Source organism: Paracoccus zeaxanthinifaciens ATCC 21588 (assembly GCF_000420145.1).
In the GTDB taxonomy this organism is placed as follows: domain Bacteria; phylum Pseudomonadota; class Alphaproteobacteria; order Rhodobacterales; family Rhodobacteraceae; genus Paracoccus; species Paracoccus zeaxanthinifaciens.
This window is the reverse complement of record NZ_ATUJ01000002.1, coordinates 235,955-251,846: the sequence shown is the minus strand read 5'-3', so window position 1 is coordinate 251,846 and position 15,892 is coordinate 235,955. Positions and strand designations below refer to the sequence as shown.

General features: G+C 68.0%; 16 protein-coding genes and 1 tRNA gene. 9 read left to right on the top strand and 8 right to left on the bottom strand.

Annotation, left to right across the window (positions count from 1 at the left end; all coding sequences use genetic code 11):
* Positions 1-33: 33 nt before the first annotated feature.
* From F804_RS0102990 to F804_RS0102955, 8 genes are all read left to right on the top strand, one after another.
* Entirely contained in the window at positions 34-696 is a 663-nt protein-coding gene (locus F804_RS0102990; RefSeq protein ID WP_022706262.1) for a GntR family transcriptional regulator, read from the top strand.
* 28 nt (positions 697-724) lie between these two features.
* On the top strand, positions 725-1,369 hold the full coding sequence (locus tag F804_RS0102985; protein WP_022706261.1) for a DsbA family oxidoreductase: 645 nt from the start codon (positions 725-727) through the stop codon (positions 1,367-1,369).
* Positions 1,370-1,475: 106 nt separating this feature from the next.
* Positions 1,476-1,781, top strand: coding sequence for a BufA1 family periplasmic bufferin-type metallophore (locus tag F804_RS0102980; RefSeq protein ID WP_028725550.1), 306 nt, complete (start codon positions 1,476-1,478; stop codon positions 1,779-1,781).
* A 78-nt stretch (positions 1,782-1,859) separates the two neighbouring features.
* Positions 1,860-2,708, top strand: a complete 849-nt coding sequence (bufB, locus tag F804_RS0102975; RefSeq protein ID WP_040595589.1) for an MNIO family bufferin maturase — start codon at positions 1,860-1,862, stop codon at positions 2,706-2,708.
* A complete protein-coding gene (locus F804_RS15470) occupies positions 2,695-3,450 on the top strand; it encodes an HvfC/BufC N-terminal domain-containing protein (RefSeq protein WP_022706260.1) in 756 nt (251 codons plus the stop codon). The genes bufB and F804_RS15470 overlap by 14 nt, the downstream gene beginning before the upstream one ends.
* Positions 3,447-3,863: a DoxX family protein gene (locus tag F804_RS0102965; protein WP_028725548.1), complete on the top strand. Its 417-nt coding sequence runs from the start codon at positions 3,447-3,449 to the stop codon at positions 3,861-3,863. Before F804_RS15470 ends, F804_RS0102965 begins: the two co-directional genes overlap by 4 nt.
* Positions 3,864-3,873: 10 nt before the next feature.
* The gene (locus F804_RS15465) at positions 3,874-4,515 is read left to right on the top strand and encodes a sigma-70 family RNA polymerase sigma factor (RefSeq protein ID WP_084686413.1); all 642 of its coding nucleotides are present in this window, start codon (positions 3,874-3,876) and stop codon (positions 4,513-4,515) included.
* On the top strand, positions 4,512-5,153 hold the full coding sequence (locus F804_RS0102955) for an NrsF family protein (protein WP_022706258.1): 642 nt from the start codon (positions 4,512-4,514) through the stop codon (positions 5,151-5,153). Before F804_RS15465 ends, F804_RS0102955 begins: the two co-directional genes overlap by 4 nt.
* A 1-nt stretch (position 5,154) precedes the next feature.
* Here F804_RS0102955 and F804_RS17315 read toward each other — a convergent pair.
* The 8 genes from F804_RS17315 to F804_RS17785 form a co-directional block, all read right to left on the bottom strand.
* A tRNA-Sec gene (locus F804_RS17315) sits at positions 5,155-5,250 on the bottom strand.
* A gap of 59 nt (positions 5,251-5,309) precedes the next feature.
* A complete protein-coding gene (gene selB, locus F804_RS0102950; RefSeq protein WP_022706257.1) occupies positions 5,310-7,178 on the bottom strand; it encodes a selenocysteine-specific translation elongation factor in 1,869 nt (622 codons plus the stop codon).
* The gene (selA, locus tag F804_RS0102945) at positions 7,175-8,551 is read right to left on the bottom strand and encodes an L-seryl-tRNA(Sec) selenium transferase (RefSeq protein ID WP_022706256.1); all 1,377 of its coding nucleotides are present in this window, start codon (positions 8,549-8,551) and stop codon (positions 7,175-7,177) included. Before selA ends, selB begins: the two co-directional genes overlap by 4 nt.
* Positions 8,551-9,465: a formate dehydrogenase accessory protein FdhE gene (gene fdhE, locus F804_RS0102940; RefSeq protein ID WP_022706255.1), complete on the bottom strand. Its 915-nt coding sequence runs from the start codon at positions 9,463-9,465 to the stop codon at positions 8,551-8,553. The genes selA and fdhE overlap by 1 nt, the downstream gene beginning before the upstream one ends.
* Before the next feature lie 43 nt (positions 9,466-9,508).
* Positions 9,509-10,195, bottom strand: coding sequence for a formate dehydrogenase subunit gamma (locus tag F804_RS0102935; protein WP_022706254.1), 687 nt, complete (start codon positions 10,193-10,195; stop codon positions 9,509-9,511).
* On the bottom strand, positions 10,195-11,178 hold the full coding sequence (gene fdxH / locus F804_RS0102930) for a formate dehydrogenase subunit beta (protein WP_022706253.1): 984 nt from the start codon (positions 11,176-11,178) through the stop codon (positions 10,195-10,197). The genes F804_RS0102935 and fdxH overlap by 1 nt, the downstream gene beginning before the upstream one ends.
* On the bottom strand, positions 11,175-13,646 hold the full coding sequence (fdnG, locus tag F804_RS0102925) for a formate dehydrogenase-N subunit alpha (RefSeq protein ID WP_211214600.1): 2,472 nt from the start codon (positions 13,644-13,646) through the stop codon (positions 11,175-11,177). Before fdnG ends, fdxH begins: the two co-directional genes overlap by 4 nt.
* A 12-nt stretch (positions 13,647-13,658) precedes the next feature.
* On the bottom strand, positions 13,659-14,258 hold the full coding sequence (locus F804_RS17785) for a twin-arginine translocation signal domain-containing protein (protein WP_084686411.1): 600 nt from the start codon (positions 14,256-14,258) through the stop codon (positions 13,659-13,661).
* 211 nt (positions 14,259-14,469) lie between these two features.
* Here F804_RS17785 and F804_RS0102915 point away from each other — a divergent pair, with 211 nt between their 5' ends.
* Positions 14,470-15,888, top strand: a complete 1,419-nt coding sequence (locus F804_RS0102915) for a dihydrolipoyl dehydrogenase (protein WP_022706252.1) — start codon at positions 14,470-14,472, stop codon at positions 15,886-15,888.
* Positions 15,889-15,892: the final 4 nt, after the last annotated feature.

Sequence of the window (15,892 nt, the reverse complement as noted above, 5' to 3'; positions counted from 1 at the left end):
AATGGGCAGCAAGGACAAGGACATCGCGTGGCCATGAACATCCCGACCGCCCAGAGAATCCGCCTTGCGCTGGAAAACGACATCGTCGACGGGCGCTTTCAGCCGGGCGACAGAATCGACCCCGATGCCATCGCCGCCAATTACGGCTGTTCGCGCACCCCCGTCCGCGAGGCGCTGCAGGCGCTCGAGGCGTCGGGCCTGCTGATCGTCCAGCCCAAGCGCGGCACCTTCGTCACCAAGCTGGGCGTCGCGCAGCTGATGGAGCGGTTCGAGCTAATGGCCCAGATGGAGGCGTTCTGCGCGCGCCTGGCCTGCCGCCGCGCCGAGGATGCCGATCACCGCCGCATCGAGGCCAGCCTGTCCGCCTGCGAGCTGGCCGCCAAGGCGGGCGACAGCGACCGCTACTATGCCGAGAACACCGAGTTCCACCAGGCCATCTATCACGCCGCGCACAACGCGTTCCTCGAGGCCGAGACACTGCGCCTGCAGGCGATCCTGCAACCCTATCGCCGCCGCCAGCTGCAGGCGCGGGGGCGGGTGCGGACCTCGCTTGCCGAACACCGACAGATCGCCCGCGCCATCCGCGACGGCGCCGAGGACGAGGCCGCCCGCGCGATGCAGGATCACGTCCTGATCCAGGGCGAACGCTTCCGCGATCTGGTCGCGCTTCTGGAAAGGTTGGACCGTCGTGCCTAGCTTGGGGGGCTGAACAAGGAAGGATCCCATGACCGAAGCATCCCCGATCCGCGTCGATATCGTCTCGGACGTCGTCTGTCCCTGGTGCGTGATCGGCTATCGCCAGCTTGCGCTTGCCAGCGAACAGACCGGCATTCCCGTCGAGGTGCACTGGCACCCGTTCGAGCTGAACACCGACATGCCCCCCGAAGGCCAGAACCTGCGAGAGCATATCGCCCAGAAATACGGCTCGACCATCGAGGAATCCGAGGCCTCGCGCCATCGCCTGACCGAGCTGGGGGCAGAGCTGGGCTTCGAGTTCAACTATGCCGCCGACATGCGGATGGTGAACACCTTCCGCGCGCATCAGCTGATCGACTGGGCCGCGACCAAGGGCAAGGCGCACGAGGTGAAGATGGCGCTGTTCGCATCCTTCTTCACCGATCGCCGCGACGTGTCGCAGCCCGACGTGCTGGGCGACGCGGCGGTCGCGGCCGGTCTGGACCGCGACGAGGCGCTGGAGGTCCTGCGCGACGAACGCATGGCGGGCGACGTGCGCCAGAAGCAGCAGTTCTGGACCGGGCACGGCATCTCGGGCGTGCCCGCGATGGTCTTCAGCCAGCAGCACCTGGTGACCGGCGCGCAGGGGGTCGAGAATTACGGCCGCATCCTGCAGCACTTGGCAGAGGCCTGATCGACATCACGGGTTCGTGATCCGTGTAACGATCGGTTCGGTCGCTCCGAATGGTCAGGGGAAGGACGGCGCAAGATCGTCCTTCCCGTCTGACAAGGAGGACCCGATGACAACCAAGACCAACACGCTTGCACTGGGCGCCGCGCTGACCTGCGCCCTTGGTGCGATGGCAGCCACCCCCGTCCACGCCCAGGGCATGGAGAAATGCTTCGGCGTCTCGCTGGCGGGCGAGAACGACTGCGCCGCCGGACCGGGCACGACCTGCGCCGGAACCTCGAAGGTGGATTACCAGGGCAATGCCTGGACGCTGGTGCCCGCGGGAACCTGCGCGGATATCGCGCTGCCCGCCGCCGATGACGGCACCGCGCGGCAGGGATCGCTCTCGGAACTCGACCGCGACATCCCTGCCTGACCGGCAGGGCGCGCGTGCGCGGGTTCCCCCGGCCGCGCACGCGCCATCCGCCCCGTTCCAACCGCCAAGGTGAACACCATGTCCCATCTTCCCGCACGCCCCGGTGTCGGCTTCAAGTCGAAGCACTTCGCCGATATCGCTCGCAACCCCGGTCCGGTCGGCTTCTTCGAGGTCCATGCCGAGAACTACATGGGCGCGGGCGGGCTGCCCCATGCGCAGCTGACCGCGCTGCGCGCCGATCACCCGCTGTCGGTGCATGGCGTCGGCCTGTCGATCGGCGGCCACAAGGGGCTGGACGAGGATCACCTGGCGCGGCTGAAGACCCTCTGCGACCGTTACCAGCCCGACAGTTTTTCCGAGCATCTCGCATGGTCCAGCCACGGGGCGGAATATCTGAACGACCTGCTGCCCCTGCCCTATACCGAGCAGACGCTGCAGATCGTGGCCGATCACGTCGACCGCGTGCAGGAGGTTCTGGGCCGCCAAATGCTGCTGGAGAACCCCGCGACCTATGTGCTGTTCGAACAGTCGACCATACCCGAGCCCGAGTTCATGGCGAGTGTCGCCGACCGCACCGGCTGCGGGCTGCTGCTGGACGTGAACAACGTCTTCGTGTCCTGCGCGAACCATCGCCGCGATCCGCTGGACTATCTTGCGGAATTCCGGCTGGACCTCGTGGCCGAGATCCATCTGGGCGGCCACGACCAGGAGGACCTGCCCTCGGGGCCGCTGCTGATCGACAGCCACGGCGCGCCCGTGGCCGATCCGGTCTGGGCGCTGTTTCGCGACATCATTGCCCGCACGGGGCCGCTGCCCACGCTGGTCGAATGGGACAACGACGTTCCCGAATGGTCCGTGCTGGCCGCCGAGGCCGCACGCGCCGATGCAATCCTTCGCGAAAGGGGGCAGAGCCTTGCCGCACAGTGATTTCCTGACCGCGTTCCGGGCGGGCCTGCAGGACGGCACCCTGCCCCCCGGACTGACCGCCATCGATCCGGCCGAGACCGGCCAGCGTTTCGCGGTCTATCGCAACAACGTGGCCGTCGGCCTGTCCGAGGCACTGGCCGCCCGTTTCCCCGTCATCCGCCGCCTGGTGGGCGAGGAATTCTTTGCGGCGCTGGCGCGGGGCTTCATCCGCGACGACCGCCCCGCCAGCCCCGTCATCGCGGAATGGGGCGAGGGCTTTGCCGATTTCCTTCGCGGTTTCGCACCGCTGGTCGCCCATCCCTACATGGCCGACGTGGCGCGGCTGGAACATGCGCGGGGCCGCGCCTTCCACGCCGCCGACGCGATGCCGGTGGCACCGGGCGATCTTGCGGCTTGCGCGCCCGACCGGCTGATCCTGGGGCTGCACCCCTCGGTCCAGGTGCTGCGCTTCGGGCATGCGGCGATCTCGGTCTGGCTGGCGAACCAGCCGGACGGCCCGCCCGTCCGCGACCATGCGCGGGCCGAGACCGCGCTGATCCTGCGCGACCCGGCGTTTCAGGTCCATGTCGTGGGCATTGCCGAAGCCGACGCCGCCCTGATCGAGGCCCTGCAGCAGGGCCGCCCCCTTGCCGATGCGGCCCGATGCGCGCTGCGGATCGATCCCGACCATTCGGCGCAGCACATCCTCGTGCGGCTGATGTCGGGCGGGGCCATCACCAGCGCGCAGGAGGAAGCGCCATGATCGCGACGTTGAACACCGTCCTTGCAGCCATTCCGCGCGACATTCCCGCGCTGGCCCTGCGCGTCTTTCCGGCGATGGTCTTCCTGCAATCGGGCCGCACCAAGGTCGAGGGCTTCGGCATCAAGGAATCGACCTGGTTCCTGTTCGAACACGAATACGCCCTGCCCCTGCTCCCGTCCGACTGGGCGGCGGTAATGGCGACGGTCGCGGAACATGTCCTGCCGGTCCTGATGATCCTTGGGCTGATGACGCGGCTGTCGGCCCTGGGGCTGCTGGCGATGACGGCGGTGATCCAGGTCTTCGTCTATCCGGGGGCGTGGATCACCCACGGGTTGTGGGCCGCCGCCCTGCTTGCGGTGATCGTCCACGGGCCGGGACGCTGGTCCATCGACCGCGCCCTGCGGCTGGACTGAGGAAGACGTGATGGCCTTCGTCCAGTCATATGCGGCCCCCCGGCATTGCCTCGGCTCCGTTCGAAGCGCTATTTTGGGCGCCAGCTTCGATAACGGACGGGAGGTCGCGCTGGAACCGCAGGGCGAATGGGAAAGGCTGTTGACGGCCGCGAACGCGGGCGACGGCGCCGCATTTGCGCGGTTCCTGACACTGATCACGCCGGTCATGCGCGGCATCATCCGCGCACGCGCCGGCACGATGGGCAGCGACGAACACGAGGACATCCTGCAGGAGGTCCTTCTGGCGGTCCATCTGAAGCGGGGGACATGGCAGGGCGACAGGCCCGTGCGGCCCTGGCTCTATGCGGTGGCGCGACACAAGATCGTCGATGCATTCCGCAAGCGCGGCAGCGCGATCCAGGTGCCCATCGAGGCATTCGAGGAGACGCTGCCCGCCGAACGAAGCGACGAACCCATGGCCGCCCGCGACCTGTCGGCCATGCTGGACCAGATAGACGAGCGATCGGCCACAATCGTGCGCGCGATCGCGATCGAAGGTGAAAGCGCCGAGACCGCCGGAGAACGCGTCGGGCTCAGCGCAGGAGCCGCACGGGTATCGATGCACAGGGCGATGAAGCGCCTGAGCGCCCTGGCGGAGAGGATGACGAGATGAGCGAACGACAGACCACCGAAGACCTGATCGCCAGCCTTGCGGCCATGCCTGCGCCGCCCCGGCTGCGCATGTCCCGCATCGCGCTGCAGATCGTGGGGCTGGTCGGCATCGGCCTCGTGCTGCTGCTGATCGGCACCGGCCTGCGGCCCGACCTGGCCCATGCGCTGACGACGCCGGTGACGCTGGCCAAGAATGCCATTCCGCTGGCGCTGGCCGCAATCGCGCTGCCCGCCGCCATGATGACCGCCCGCCCCGAGGCCGAGCCCCCCGTCTGGCTGCTGCTGCTGCCCGCCGGACTGGCCGCCGCGCTGTTCGTGGCGACGCTTGCGGAAACGCCTGTCGCGCAGATCCCGCGCGGGATCATGGGCAATACCGTCGCGGCCTGCCTGACCTCGATCACGGTGCTGTCGCTGACGCCCATCGTCGTGGGGATCGCGCTGATGCGCCGGGGCGCCACGACGCGTCCGACCCTGACGGGCGCGCTGATCGGGCTGGCATCGGGGGCGGGTGCTGCCGCGGGCTATGCCCTCCACTGCGCCGAGGACAACCCGCTGTTCTATGTCACCTGGTACGGGATGGGCATCTGCATCGCGACCCTGATCGGGGCCGTTCTGGGACGCCGCTGGCTGCGCTGGTGATTGGCGGAAGGGAATGGGAGTCGAACCCACCCGGGACAGGCTCGCTGCCCCAACCGGATTTGAAGTCCGGCCGCCCCACCGGGGACGATTCCCTTCCATGACGCGCCATGCGCGGGACGGCCTTGATGGCCAAGCCCCGCGCCCTTTGCAAGCGCCTTATCCGAACAGATCCAGCCGATGCGGGTTCAGCTTGCGCATGTCCCCGCGCCGGATTGTCACACCCAGCCTGTCGAAGAAGTCCAGGATCTCGATCGCGACCTTGCGACCGTTGTTCAGCCGGTCGCGGAACGCGGGGGCCGCGAACCAGTCGCCCTCGGCCTGATCGGCCACGTCGCGCAGGATGGCCAGCATCTCGATCGTGACCTCTCGGGCGAAGAAGTGGTCGGTGGCCACCTGATCGGTCAGGCCCAACTTCTGCGTCAGGCGCATCGCGCGGCGCAGGTCGCGTTCATCGACTCCGAACTCGGTCGCGAAGTCGCGCACGCGCGGCGGGCGGAAGCGCTGTTCCCCGACCAGGACCGGATGCACGCGCTGCCATATCGCCTCGTCCTCGGGGGACAGGCGGACCGAGTGGCCGGGCAGCCGCAGGAAGGCCCCGTCCAGCACGACGCGACCCTCGGCGGCCTCGGACCGCAGGAAGGCCAGATGCGCGTCCTTGGGCAGGCGCGGCTGCATCGACAGGCGCAGCCTTTCGCGACCAAGGCCCGGCATGTCGGGGTTTTCTTTGTGGAAGGCCGCAAGCTGTTCGGTCAGTTGATGCTGCAGGCCCGCGAGATGCGCGTCCGACAGCGCGACGCCCACGAAGTTCGGGATGCGGTCGTCCTGCGGCAGACCCCTGTCGCGGAAGAAGACGCGCAGATCGACCGGCGCGATGTCCAGCATGCGCGGCAGCGGATCGGGCAGCCGCGCGGCCCCGATCAGCGCAAGCCGTTCGGGCGTGCGCCTGCGCCGTGCGGGCGGGCGCAGGTCCAGGAACCGCCCCCCGCCGATGGTCCGACTGGCCGAGACGTCGCGCAGCACGAAGCGGTCGCCCACCGCGCCCGCGACCGGACGGTCCAGCACGATCTGCACCGGCCCGCCCTCGCCCGGGCGGATCGGATCGCCCAAGGGCACGATCCTCGCGCCGCGTTCGGCGGCATGGCTGTGCAGGCGGGCGGGAAACCAGGTGCCGACGGGCTTGGGTTCCGACGGCAGGACCGACAGCCAGGCGTCGATCCGGTCCGTCGGGGCCAGAAGCTCGGGCGCCATCAGCATGTCGCCGCGATGGATCGCGTCCTTGGCGATCCCCTCGCCCGCCAGGTTGACCGCGCAACGCTGGCCCGCGACGCCCGTGGTTGCGGCGCGGTTCTGCGCGTGGACGCCCCGCACACGGGCCGCGATCCCCTCCGGCCCGATCACGACCTGATCCCCGACCGAGACGCGCCCCTGCACGACCATGCCCGTCACGACCGTCCCCGCCCCCGACAGGGTAAAGCTGCGGTCGACCGACATGCGCAGCGGCAGCGCATCGGCGCGGGCGGCGGTCGCGGCCTCGGCCCGGATCAGCGCATCCCGCAGCGCGTCGATCCCCGCGCCCGTGACGGCGGATACGGGCATCACCGGCGCACCCGCCAGCAGCGTGGGTGCCAGCGCATCCCCGATCTGCGCGCGGACCTGCGACAGGCGGTCGTCATCCACGAGGTCGCATTTCGTCAGCGCCACGATTGCACGGTTAAGGCCCAGCAGGTCCAGGATGGCCAGATGTTCGCGCGTCTGCGGCATGATCCCGTCATCCGCCGCCACGATCAGCAGCGCCATGTCGATCCCGCCCGCACCGGCAAGCATGGTGTGGATCAGCCGCTCGTGTCCGGGAACATCGACGAAGCCCGTGACGCCGCCGCCGCCCAGATCGGCATAGGCGAAGCCCAGGTCGATGGTGATGCCACGGGCCTTCTCCTCGGCCAGGCGATCGGCATCGGTGCCGGTCAGCGCCTTCACGAGGGCGGTCTTGCCGTGGTCGATATGTCCTGCGGTTCCGACGATCATCGCCCGGCCAACGCCCCCGTCAGATCGTCATCCGCGCCAAGGCAGCGCAGGTCGAGGATAAGCGCCCCGTCGCGAATATGCCCGATGATGGGGCGCGGCAGGGCCCGCAGCCGCGCGGCAAGGCGGTCGGGCGCATCGCCGCCCTGCCCCGTCAGCCGCAATCCCGCCGAGGGGATCGTGTCGGTCGGCAGCGCGCCCGACCCCACCTGGCTGTCGCAGGCGCAGGTTTCGGCATGGAAGCCCCAGCCCGACAGGATCTTCGCCACCTGCGGCAGCACCCGTTCGGCCTGCGCGGCAATCTCGGCCTGCGGACGCGACAGCATCCGCAGCACCGGCAGACGCTCCGCCAGTCGATCCGGATCGCGATAGAGCCGCAGTGTCGCCTGCAGCGCCGCGATGCGGATCTTGTCCAGCCGCAGCGCGCGCTTCAGCGGGTTGCGGTTGATCTGCGCGATCAGGTCGCGCCGCCCGACGATGAAGCCCGCCTGCGGGCCGCCCAGCAGCTTGTCCCCCGAGAAGGTCACCAGGTCGGCTCCCTCGGCGACGGCCTCGGCCACGGTCGGTTCGCGCCGCAGGCCCCACCGCGACAGGTCCACCAGCGATCCCGCGCCCAGATCGTTCAGCAGCACGACGCCCGCCTCGCGCGCGATGCGCGACAGTTCGGGGGCCGCAACCTCGGAGGTGAAACCCTCGATCCGATAGTTCGAGGTATGGACCTTGAGGATCAGCCCCGTATCCGCGTCGATCGCGGACTGGTAATCGCGCGGATGGGTGCGGTTCGTGGTCCCGACCTCGACCAGGCGGGTGCCGGCGCGGGACATGATGTCGGGCATGCGGAAGGCGCCGCCGATCTCGATCAGCTCGCCCCGCGACACGATGCTGCCGCGCCCCTGCCCGAAGGTGTTCAGCGCGATCAGCACGGCTGCGGCGTTGTTGTTCAGGATGGTCGCATCCTCGGCCCCGGTCAGCTCGCACAGGATGTCGCGCAGGTGGTCGTCGCGCTGTCCGCGCCCGCCGGTCGCAAGGTCGAATTCCAGCGCGAGCGGCGCGGCCATGGCGGTCGCGGCGGCCTCGACCGCCTCGGGGGCCAGGATCGCGCGACCCAGATTGGTGTGCAGGACGGTGCCGGTCAGGTTCAGCATGGGCCGCAGCCCCGTTGCGGCGGCGGCGGCCAGGTCGGCGGCGATCAGATGCGGCAGCGCGGCGGCCTGCGCGGGCCCGTCGGCACCGTCGCGGATCGCATCGCGGGCGCCGTCCAGACGCGTGCGGGCGGCGGCGGTGACCGCCTGCCGCCCGTGTTCCGCGACCAGTGCCGCGACCGGTTCCGATTGCAGCAGCTGATCGACGGATGGCAGGGCCCGGAAGCCCTGCATCAGAACCCCGCCAGGAAGGGGTTGAAGCCCCCGCGCGTCACGCCCTTGTCCTTCATCAGCAGGTCCAGCCCAAGCGAGCCGACATCGTCCGCGATGGGCTCCAGGCTGTGGTTCGCCGTCTGGGTCAGGATCTTGACCCAATGGCCGCACTTGCCGCATTCCTCGGCGCGGACGGTGGCCTCGGCGGTTTCGACGCTGCGATAGGACACGTCCTCGTTCGAGCCGCAGCAGAGGCAGGTCACGCGGACCTCGTTCCAGCGGGTCTGGCAGCAGGCGCAGGTCGCATAGCGCACGCCTTCCAGCTGGCCAACCGTGGTCAGGGACGAGGTGGCCGCCCGCCCGCCGCAGGACGGGCAGACGCCCGTGCGGATCGGGACCAGCGCATCGGCATCCAGCGTCGCAGCAAGCCGGGCCAGATGCAGCTGCACGGCCAGCGAGGCGAACAGGTGGGGCGCTGCGCTGTCATCGGGGATCGTGTCGGACAGGATGTTCCCGACCAGCCAGTGCCGGTCCGCGACCCCGGCCGAGATGACGGCCGACAGCGCAAGCCGCGCCTCCTCGGGCATCTCGATGGCCTGAGCCTCGGACAGGAAGCGGTCCAGCAGGATGTGCAGATCGGGATCGGTCGCCAGCTTCGCGCGGTCGATCGGCGGCATGCGGCTTTCGCGTGCAAGGTCGATGCGGTCGCGCGGGACGGGGGTCACCTGCGGCAGATCCCGCGCGATGCGGTCCTGCAGGGCCACCAGCTCGCCCAGGAATTTCAGATAGGGCGCAAGGTTCTGGCTGTGCTGCGACAGGAAGTCGAAGCGCCGCGCGCGCGTCGCGAACAGCCGCGCGGGGTTCGGCAGAAAGGCAAGCGGCGCCTGAGGGACGCCGCCGATGACCGTCGGATCGGGTTGGATGGTGGTAGTCATGATCCTCTCTGGGCCGACCGGCCACGAAAGTCGGGTCGGCGGATCATTCCGCCGGACCCTTGTTGTCACGCGCCGCGATCTCTCGCAGCCACTTGCGGTGATGGCGATACGCCCAGCCGCCAGTCACGGTTCCCCGCGTCATCGCACGCAGCGTGCCACGCGTCCAGATCGCGGCATAGACGTGGACGATGAACACCAGGATGATCGCGACCGCCGACAGCGCATGGACCAGCACCGCGATGCGCCGCACCGGGATCGACACGAGGCCGGGGAAGAACTGTTCCCAGATCGCGACGCCGGTGACGATCACCAGGATGATCAGGCCGGACATGCCCCAGAAGACGAACTTCTGGCCGGGGTTGTATTTCCCCAGCTCGGGCAGCTTGTCCTCGTTCTGCTTCACGACATCGCCGATATGGGCCATCCACTTCGCGTCCTCGCGCCGGGGCAGGTTCAGCCGCCACAGCTGCACGAACATCAGCGCGAAGCTGACGAACAGGACGACCCCCACGATGGGATGCAGCCAGCGCGTCGTCTGACCGCCCCCGAAGAGGCCGGTCAGGAAGTACAGCGCCGGATCGAACAGCGCCAGCCCCGAGATCGCAAGCACGATCAGGCAGGCCGCCGTCACCCAGTGGTTCGCACGGGTGAAGCCGCGATACCGGCTGACGCGGATCGGCTCATGGCTGGCGATGTGATCGCCTCGTTCCGAGAATTGGGGACGCGCCATCAGAGCTGCCCCCCGTCACGCGGTTCCTGCCCGTCGACGATGCGATCGGCCTCGATCTCGTCATGCTCCTCGACCTCGTTCGGGCGGGCGAACAGACCATGCAGCGTCGCGCCGACGGCGGCGATGCCCATGGCCGCAAGGCCCGCGGTCTTGGTCACGCCCTTCCAGCCCTCGACCACCGGCGAGATGCGCGGCTCCTCGGGCAGGCCGGCATAGAGACCGGGCTGGTCGCGATGATGCAGGACATACATCACATGCGTCCCGCCGACGCCCTCGGGATCATAGAGACCCGCATTGTCATAGCCGCGCGACTTCAGATCCTCGATCCGTTCGGCGGCATGGGCCTTCATGTCGTCCTTGGTGCCGAAGACGATGGCCTGGGTCGGGCATGCCTTGGCGCAGGCCGGACCCTGCCCCACCGCGACGCGGTCCGAACACAGCGTGCACTTGTAGCTCTTGTGGTCGGTATCCGAGATGCGGGGGATGTTGAACGGGCAGCCGGTGACGCAGTACCCGCAGCCGATGCAGTTGTCGTGGTTGAAGTCCACGATTCCGTTCGAATACTGCACGATCGCGCCGGGGGCCGGGCAGGCCTTCAGGCAGCCCGGATCCTCGCAATGCATGCAGCCATCCTTGCGGATCAGCCATTCCAGCTCGTTCGTGACCGGGTTCTCCCATTCGCTGAAGCGCATCAGGGTGAACATGTCGGGCGTCAGGTCGTGGGGGTTTTCGTAGACCCCCACGTTCTCGCCGACACCGGGATCGGTGTCGTTCCATTCGACGCAGGCCGACTGGCAGGCCTTGCAACCGATGCACTTGCTGACATCGATCAGCTTGGCCAGCTTCGTCAGCTCGCGATCCGGCTGCGGAACGTTCCGCGTGGCCGAGATGCGGGTGATGTCGCCCTGATCGAAATAGGCCTCGGTCGGCTGGACCGGCGGGTTCGAGACCGCGGTGGTCGGGCCAGATGCGGTATCCTTCATGCGACCGGCTCCTCTGCTGCGGGTTCGATGTTGACAAGGAAGGCCTTGTATTCGGGCGTCTGGATGTTCGCGTCACCCACGAACGGCGTCAGGCTGTTCGGCCCGAAGCCCTTCTTGGCGGCGCCCATGAAGCCCCAGTGCAGCGGGATGCCCACCACGTGGACCTGCTTGCCGTCGCAGACCATCGGCTTGATGCGCTTGGTCACCACGGCCTTGGCCCAGACCTGCCCGCGGTTCGACCAGACGCGCACGCGCCCGCCCTTGGTGATGCCGCGTTCCGCCGCCAGTTCCTCGCTGATCTCCACGAAGAACTCGGGCTGCAAGGCGGCGTTCACCTTGTTGTGCTTGGTCCAGTAGTGGAAATGCTCGGTCAGGCGATAGGATGTCGCGACGAAGGGGAAGTCCGCGCTGGTGCCCAGCTGCTCCAGGTCGCCCGGGAAGATCCGCGCAGCCGGGTTGCCCCGCATCTTGCGGTTCAGCACGTTCTCCACGGGGCTCTCGAAGGGCTCCATATGCGTGGGGAAGGGTCCGTCCACCATCATCTTGCGGCTGAAGAGGCGTCCGACCCCCTCATGCGTCATGATGAAGGGCATGACCTCCTCGGGCTTGGCCGTCGGTGCCGTGTCGGGCACGTCGAAGCCGACCCACTTCTCGCCGTTCCATTCGATCAGCGTGCGTTCGGGGTCCCAGGGGCGCCCCTTCATGTCCGCCGATGCGCGGTTGTACAGGATCCGGCGGTTCAGCGGCCACGCGAAGGACCATTTCAGGAAAGTCCCCGTGTCGCCCAGGTCCGAATTGTCCCGGCGCGCCATCATGTTGCCTTCCGGCGTGAACGAGCCCGCGAAGATCCAGCACCCGGCCATGGTCGATCCGTCGTCGCGCAGATGCGCGAAGGTCGAGACCTGCTCGCCCGCGGGGACCAGCAGCTTTTGGGGATCGGCAAGGTCATAGACGTCGCGCAGCGCGCGGCCGTTCATCTCCTTGGCCAGTTCCTGGGGCGAGGGTTCCATCGGATCCTCGTATTCCCAGTTCAGGTTCACGATCGGATCGGGGAACACGCCGCCCTCGGTGCGATACAGTTCGCGCACGCGCAGGAAGATGTTGGACATGATCCAGGTGTCCGGCTTGGCCTGCCCCGGCGCGGTCGCGCCCGGCCAGTGCCATTGCAGCCAGCGACCCGAGTTCACGGTCGCGCCCTCGTCCTCGGCGAAGCAGGTCGTGGGCAGTTCCAGCACCTCGGTCTGGATCGAGGCCATGTCGACATCGTTGTAGATGCCGTGATCCTGCCAGAAATGCGCCGTTTCCGTCTGCAGCGGGTCCATCACGACCAGCAGCTTCAGCTTCGACAGCGCGCTCAGCAGCTTGGCCCGGTTCGGGAAGCTGAGGAACGGGTTGAAGCCCTGGCAGAAATACAGGTTCACCTCGCCCTTGGACATCATGTCGAACATGCGCAGGATGTCGTAGGTCGGAACGTCCAGCTTGGGCAGGTAGTCGTAGGCCCAGTCGTTCTCCTCGGTGGCGGCGTCGCCCCACATGGCCTTCTGGAAGGACACGAAGAACTTCGAGTAGTTCTGCCAGTAGCTGATCTGGTTCGGCCGCAGGGGCGGGTTCGCCTTGCCCGCGATATAGGTCTCGAAGTCGATTTCCGTGTCGCGCGGGATGTTCATGTATCCCGGGATCAGGTTCGACATCAGGCCCAGATCGGTCAGACCCTGGATGTTGGCATGGCCGCGCAGCGCGTTCACGCCGCCGCCCATCATGCCGATATTGCCCAGGATCAGCTGCAGCATCGCCATGCCGCGGATGTTCTGCGCACCCTTGGAATGCTGCGTCCAGCCAAGCGCATAGACCGAGGTCATGACGCGGTCGGGCGCGCTGCATTCGCCGATCATCTCGCAGATGGTCAGGAACTTGTCCCTGGGCGTGCCGGTGACGTTCTCGACGAATTCGGGGGTATAGACGTCGACATGCTCGCGCAGCAGGTTCCACACGCAGCGCGGATCCTGAAGCGTCGGGTCGGTCATCGCGAAGCCGTCATCGCCGATCTGGTATTCCCAGTCGTCCATGTCGTAGCTGCGCGTCTCCTCGTCATAGCCGTTGAACATCCCGTCGGACCAGCCGAAGCCGTCCTTCACCAGGAACGCCGCGTTGGTATAGTTGCGGACGTATTCCCACTGGATCTTGTCGTTTTCCATGCACCAGCGGATCACCCCCATCAGGAAGGCGATGTCGGCGCCCGGACGGATCGGGGCATAGTAGTCCGCCACCGATGCGGTGCGGGTATAGCGCGGATCGACCACGATCAGCTTCGCGCCGCGACGGGCCTTTGCTTCGGTCACCCACTTGAAACCACATGGATGCGCCTCGGCGGCGTTGCCGCCCATGACGATCACGAGGTCGGTATTCTTGATGTCGGTCCAGGCGTTCGTCATCGCGCCACGGCCAAATGTCGGAGCCAAACTGGCCACCGTAGGTCCGTGTCAGACGCGTGCCTGGTTGTCGAAGCCGACCATCCCCATCGAGCGCACGACCTTGTAGGTGGTCCATGCGGCCTCGTTGGTGGAACCAGATGCCGCAAGGAAGCCCGCCGTCGTCCAGCGGTTGACCGGCGTGCCGATCTCGTTCCGCTCGATCATGTTGGCGTCGCGGTCGTCCTTGATGGCGCGGGCGATCTTGTCGAATGCCTCGTCCCAGGTGATGTCCTGCCATTCGCCGCCGCCGGGGGCGCGATAGCGGGGCTTGGTCGCGCGGGTCTCGGATTTCACGAAATCCTTCAGCGCGGCACCCTTGGGGCACAGCGTGCCGCGGTTCGTCGGGTGGTCGGCATCGCCTTCGACATGGACCAGCTCGGCGGTCTCGCCCGCCTTCAGGTCACCCTTGGAATACAGGATGATCCCGCATGCCACCGAACAATAGGTGCAGATGTTGCGCGTCTCGGTCATGGTGGCCAGCTTGAAGGCGCGCACATGTGCCGCCTCTGCCGCCTCGGCCTTGCCGAAACCCATCGCGCCTAGCGATGTCGCTGCAACCCCTGCACCTGCCAGCCGCAGGAAACTGCGGCGTGAAAGGTCCATATTCATTCGACCCCTCTCCCTTGCGATTAGGCGTGGTACAAATTGTGTACATATGGTCTGCCCGAAACGCGGAATTGTCAATATCGGTTGCAGATGCTGCACGGCCCGCAGGCGGCGCGCGACCTTTCGCCGCAACCGCGTAACACGCCCGATTGACGCGCAGGGAACGATGCCGCCCCCGGCATGTTGTCATGCAGGTTCAAGCCAGGAGAACGACATGACCGACAGCCCCGATCTTCGTTGCGACGTGGCCGTCATCGGGGCGGGCACGGCGGGCATGTCGGCGGAACGCGCGGCGCGGGATGCAGGCGCCAGCACGCTGCTGATCGACCCCGAGTTCCGCGGGACGCTGTGCGCGAATACCGGCTGCATGCCCTCGAAGCTGCTGCTGGCGGCGGCCCATGCCGCCCATGACGCGCGCCGCGCGCCCGTCTTCGGCGTTCATCCCGGCACCCCGCGCATCGACGGCCCCGCGGTCATGGCCCGTCTGCGCGAGGAACGCGACCGCTTTGCTGCCGGCACGCGCGAAAGCTATGACAAGCTGCCCCAGGGCGTGATGATCCGCGCCCGCGCACGCTTCGCGGGTCCGAACCTGCTGGCCCTGTCGGACGGGCGCACCGTCCGGGCCGGTGCGGTCGTGATCGCCACCGGATCGGCCAACGCCATCCCCGAGCCCTTCCGCGATCTGGGCGAGGCCCTTCTGACCAACGAGACCATCTTTGAGATCGAGGACCTGCCCCGCAGCCTTGCCGTCATCGGCGCGGGCGCCATCGGGTGCGAACTGGCGCAGGCGATGGCGCGGCTGGGGGTCACCGTATCGCTGTTCGATCACGGCAGCACGGTCGGCAAGGCCCGCTGTCCCCGCGTCGGGCGCGCGCTGGAACAGGCGTTGACGCGCGACGTGGACCTGCATCTGGGCGTCCAGACCGATGCGCAGCGCGAGGGCTTCGGCGTTCGTCTCCGCTGGTCCTCGGACGATGACAGCGGCGAGGAATATTTCGACCGCGTGCTGGTCGCGGCAGGGCGGCCGCCGAACCTGAAGGCGCTGGACCTGGAACGAAGCGGACTGGCGCTGGACGACAAGGGCATGCCCGATTTCGACCGCCGCACCATGCGCTGCGGCGACAGCGCGATCTTCATTGCGGGCGATGCGAATGCCGACGCGCCGGTCCTGCACGAGGCCTCGACCGAGGGGGCCGTCGCGGGGCGCAACGCCGCCCGCCTGCCCGACGTGGCCCCTGCCGACCGCAGCCCGGCCTTGGCGCTGACCTTCACCGATCCGCCGATGGCCGTGATCGGCACCGCCCCCGAGGACGGTCGCATCTGCGGCAGCTCGGATTACGGCGATCAGGGCCGCGCCAAGGTCGAGGCCACGAACGAGGGGCTGATGCGCATCTATGCCGACGATGACGGGCGGCTGACGGGAGCGGATCTGTGCTGTCCGGGCGGGGACACGCTGGCGCATCTGCTGGCCTGGGCGATCCAGTCGGGCGCGACCGCGCCGCAGCTTCTGTCGATGCCCTTCTATCACCCCACCCTGGTCGAGGGCATGAAGCCCGCGCTGCGCGACATCTGCCGCCAGGTGAACGCACCGCAGCCCACGGACCGCGATTTCGGAACGCCCCCGGGTGCATGAACCC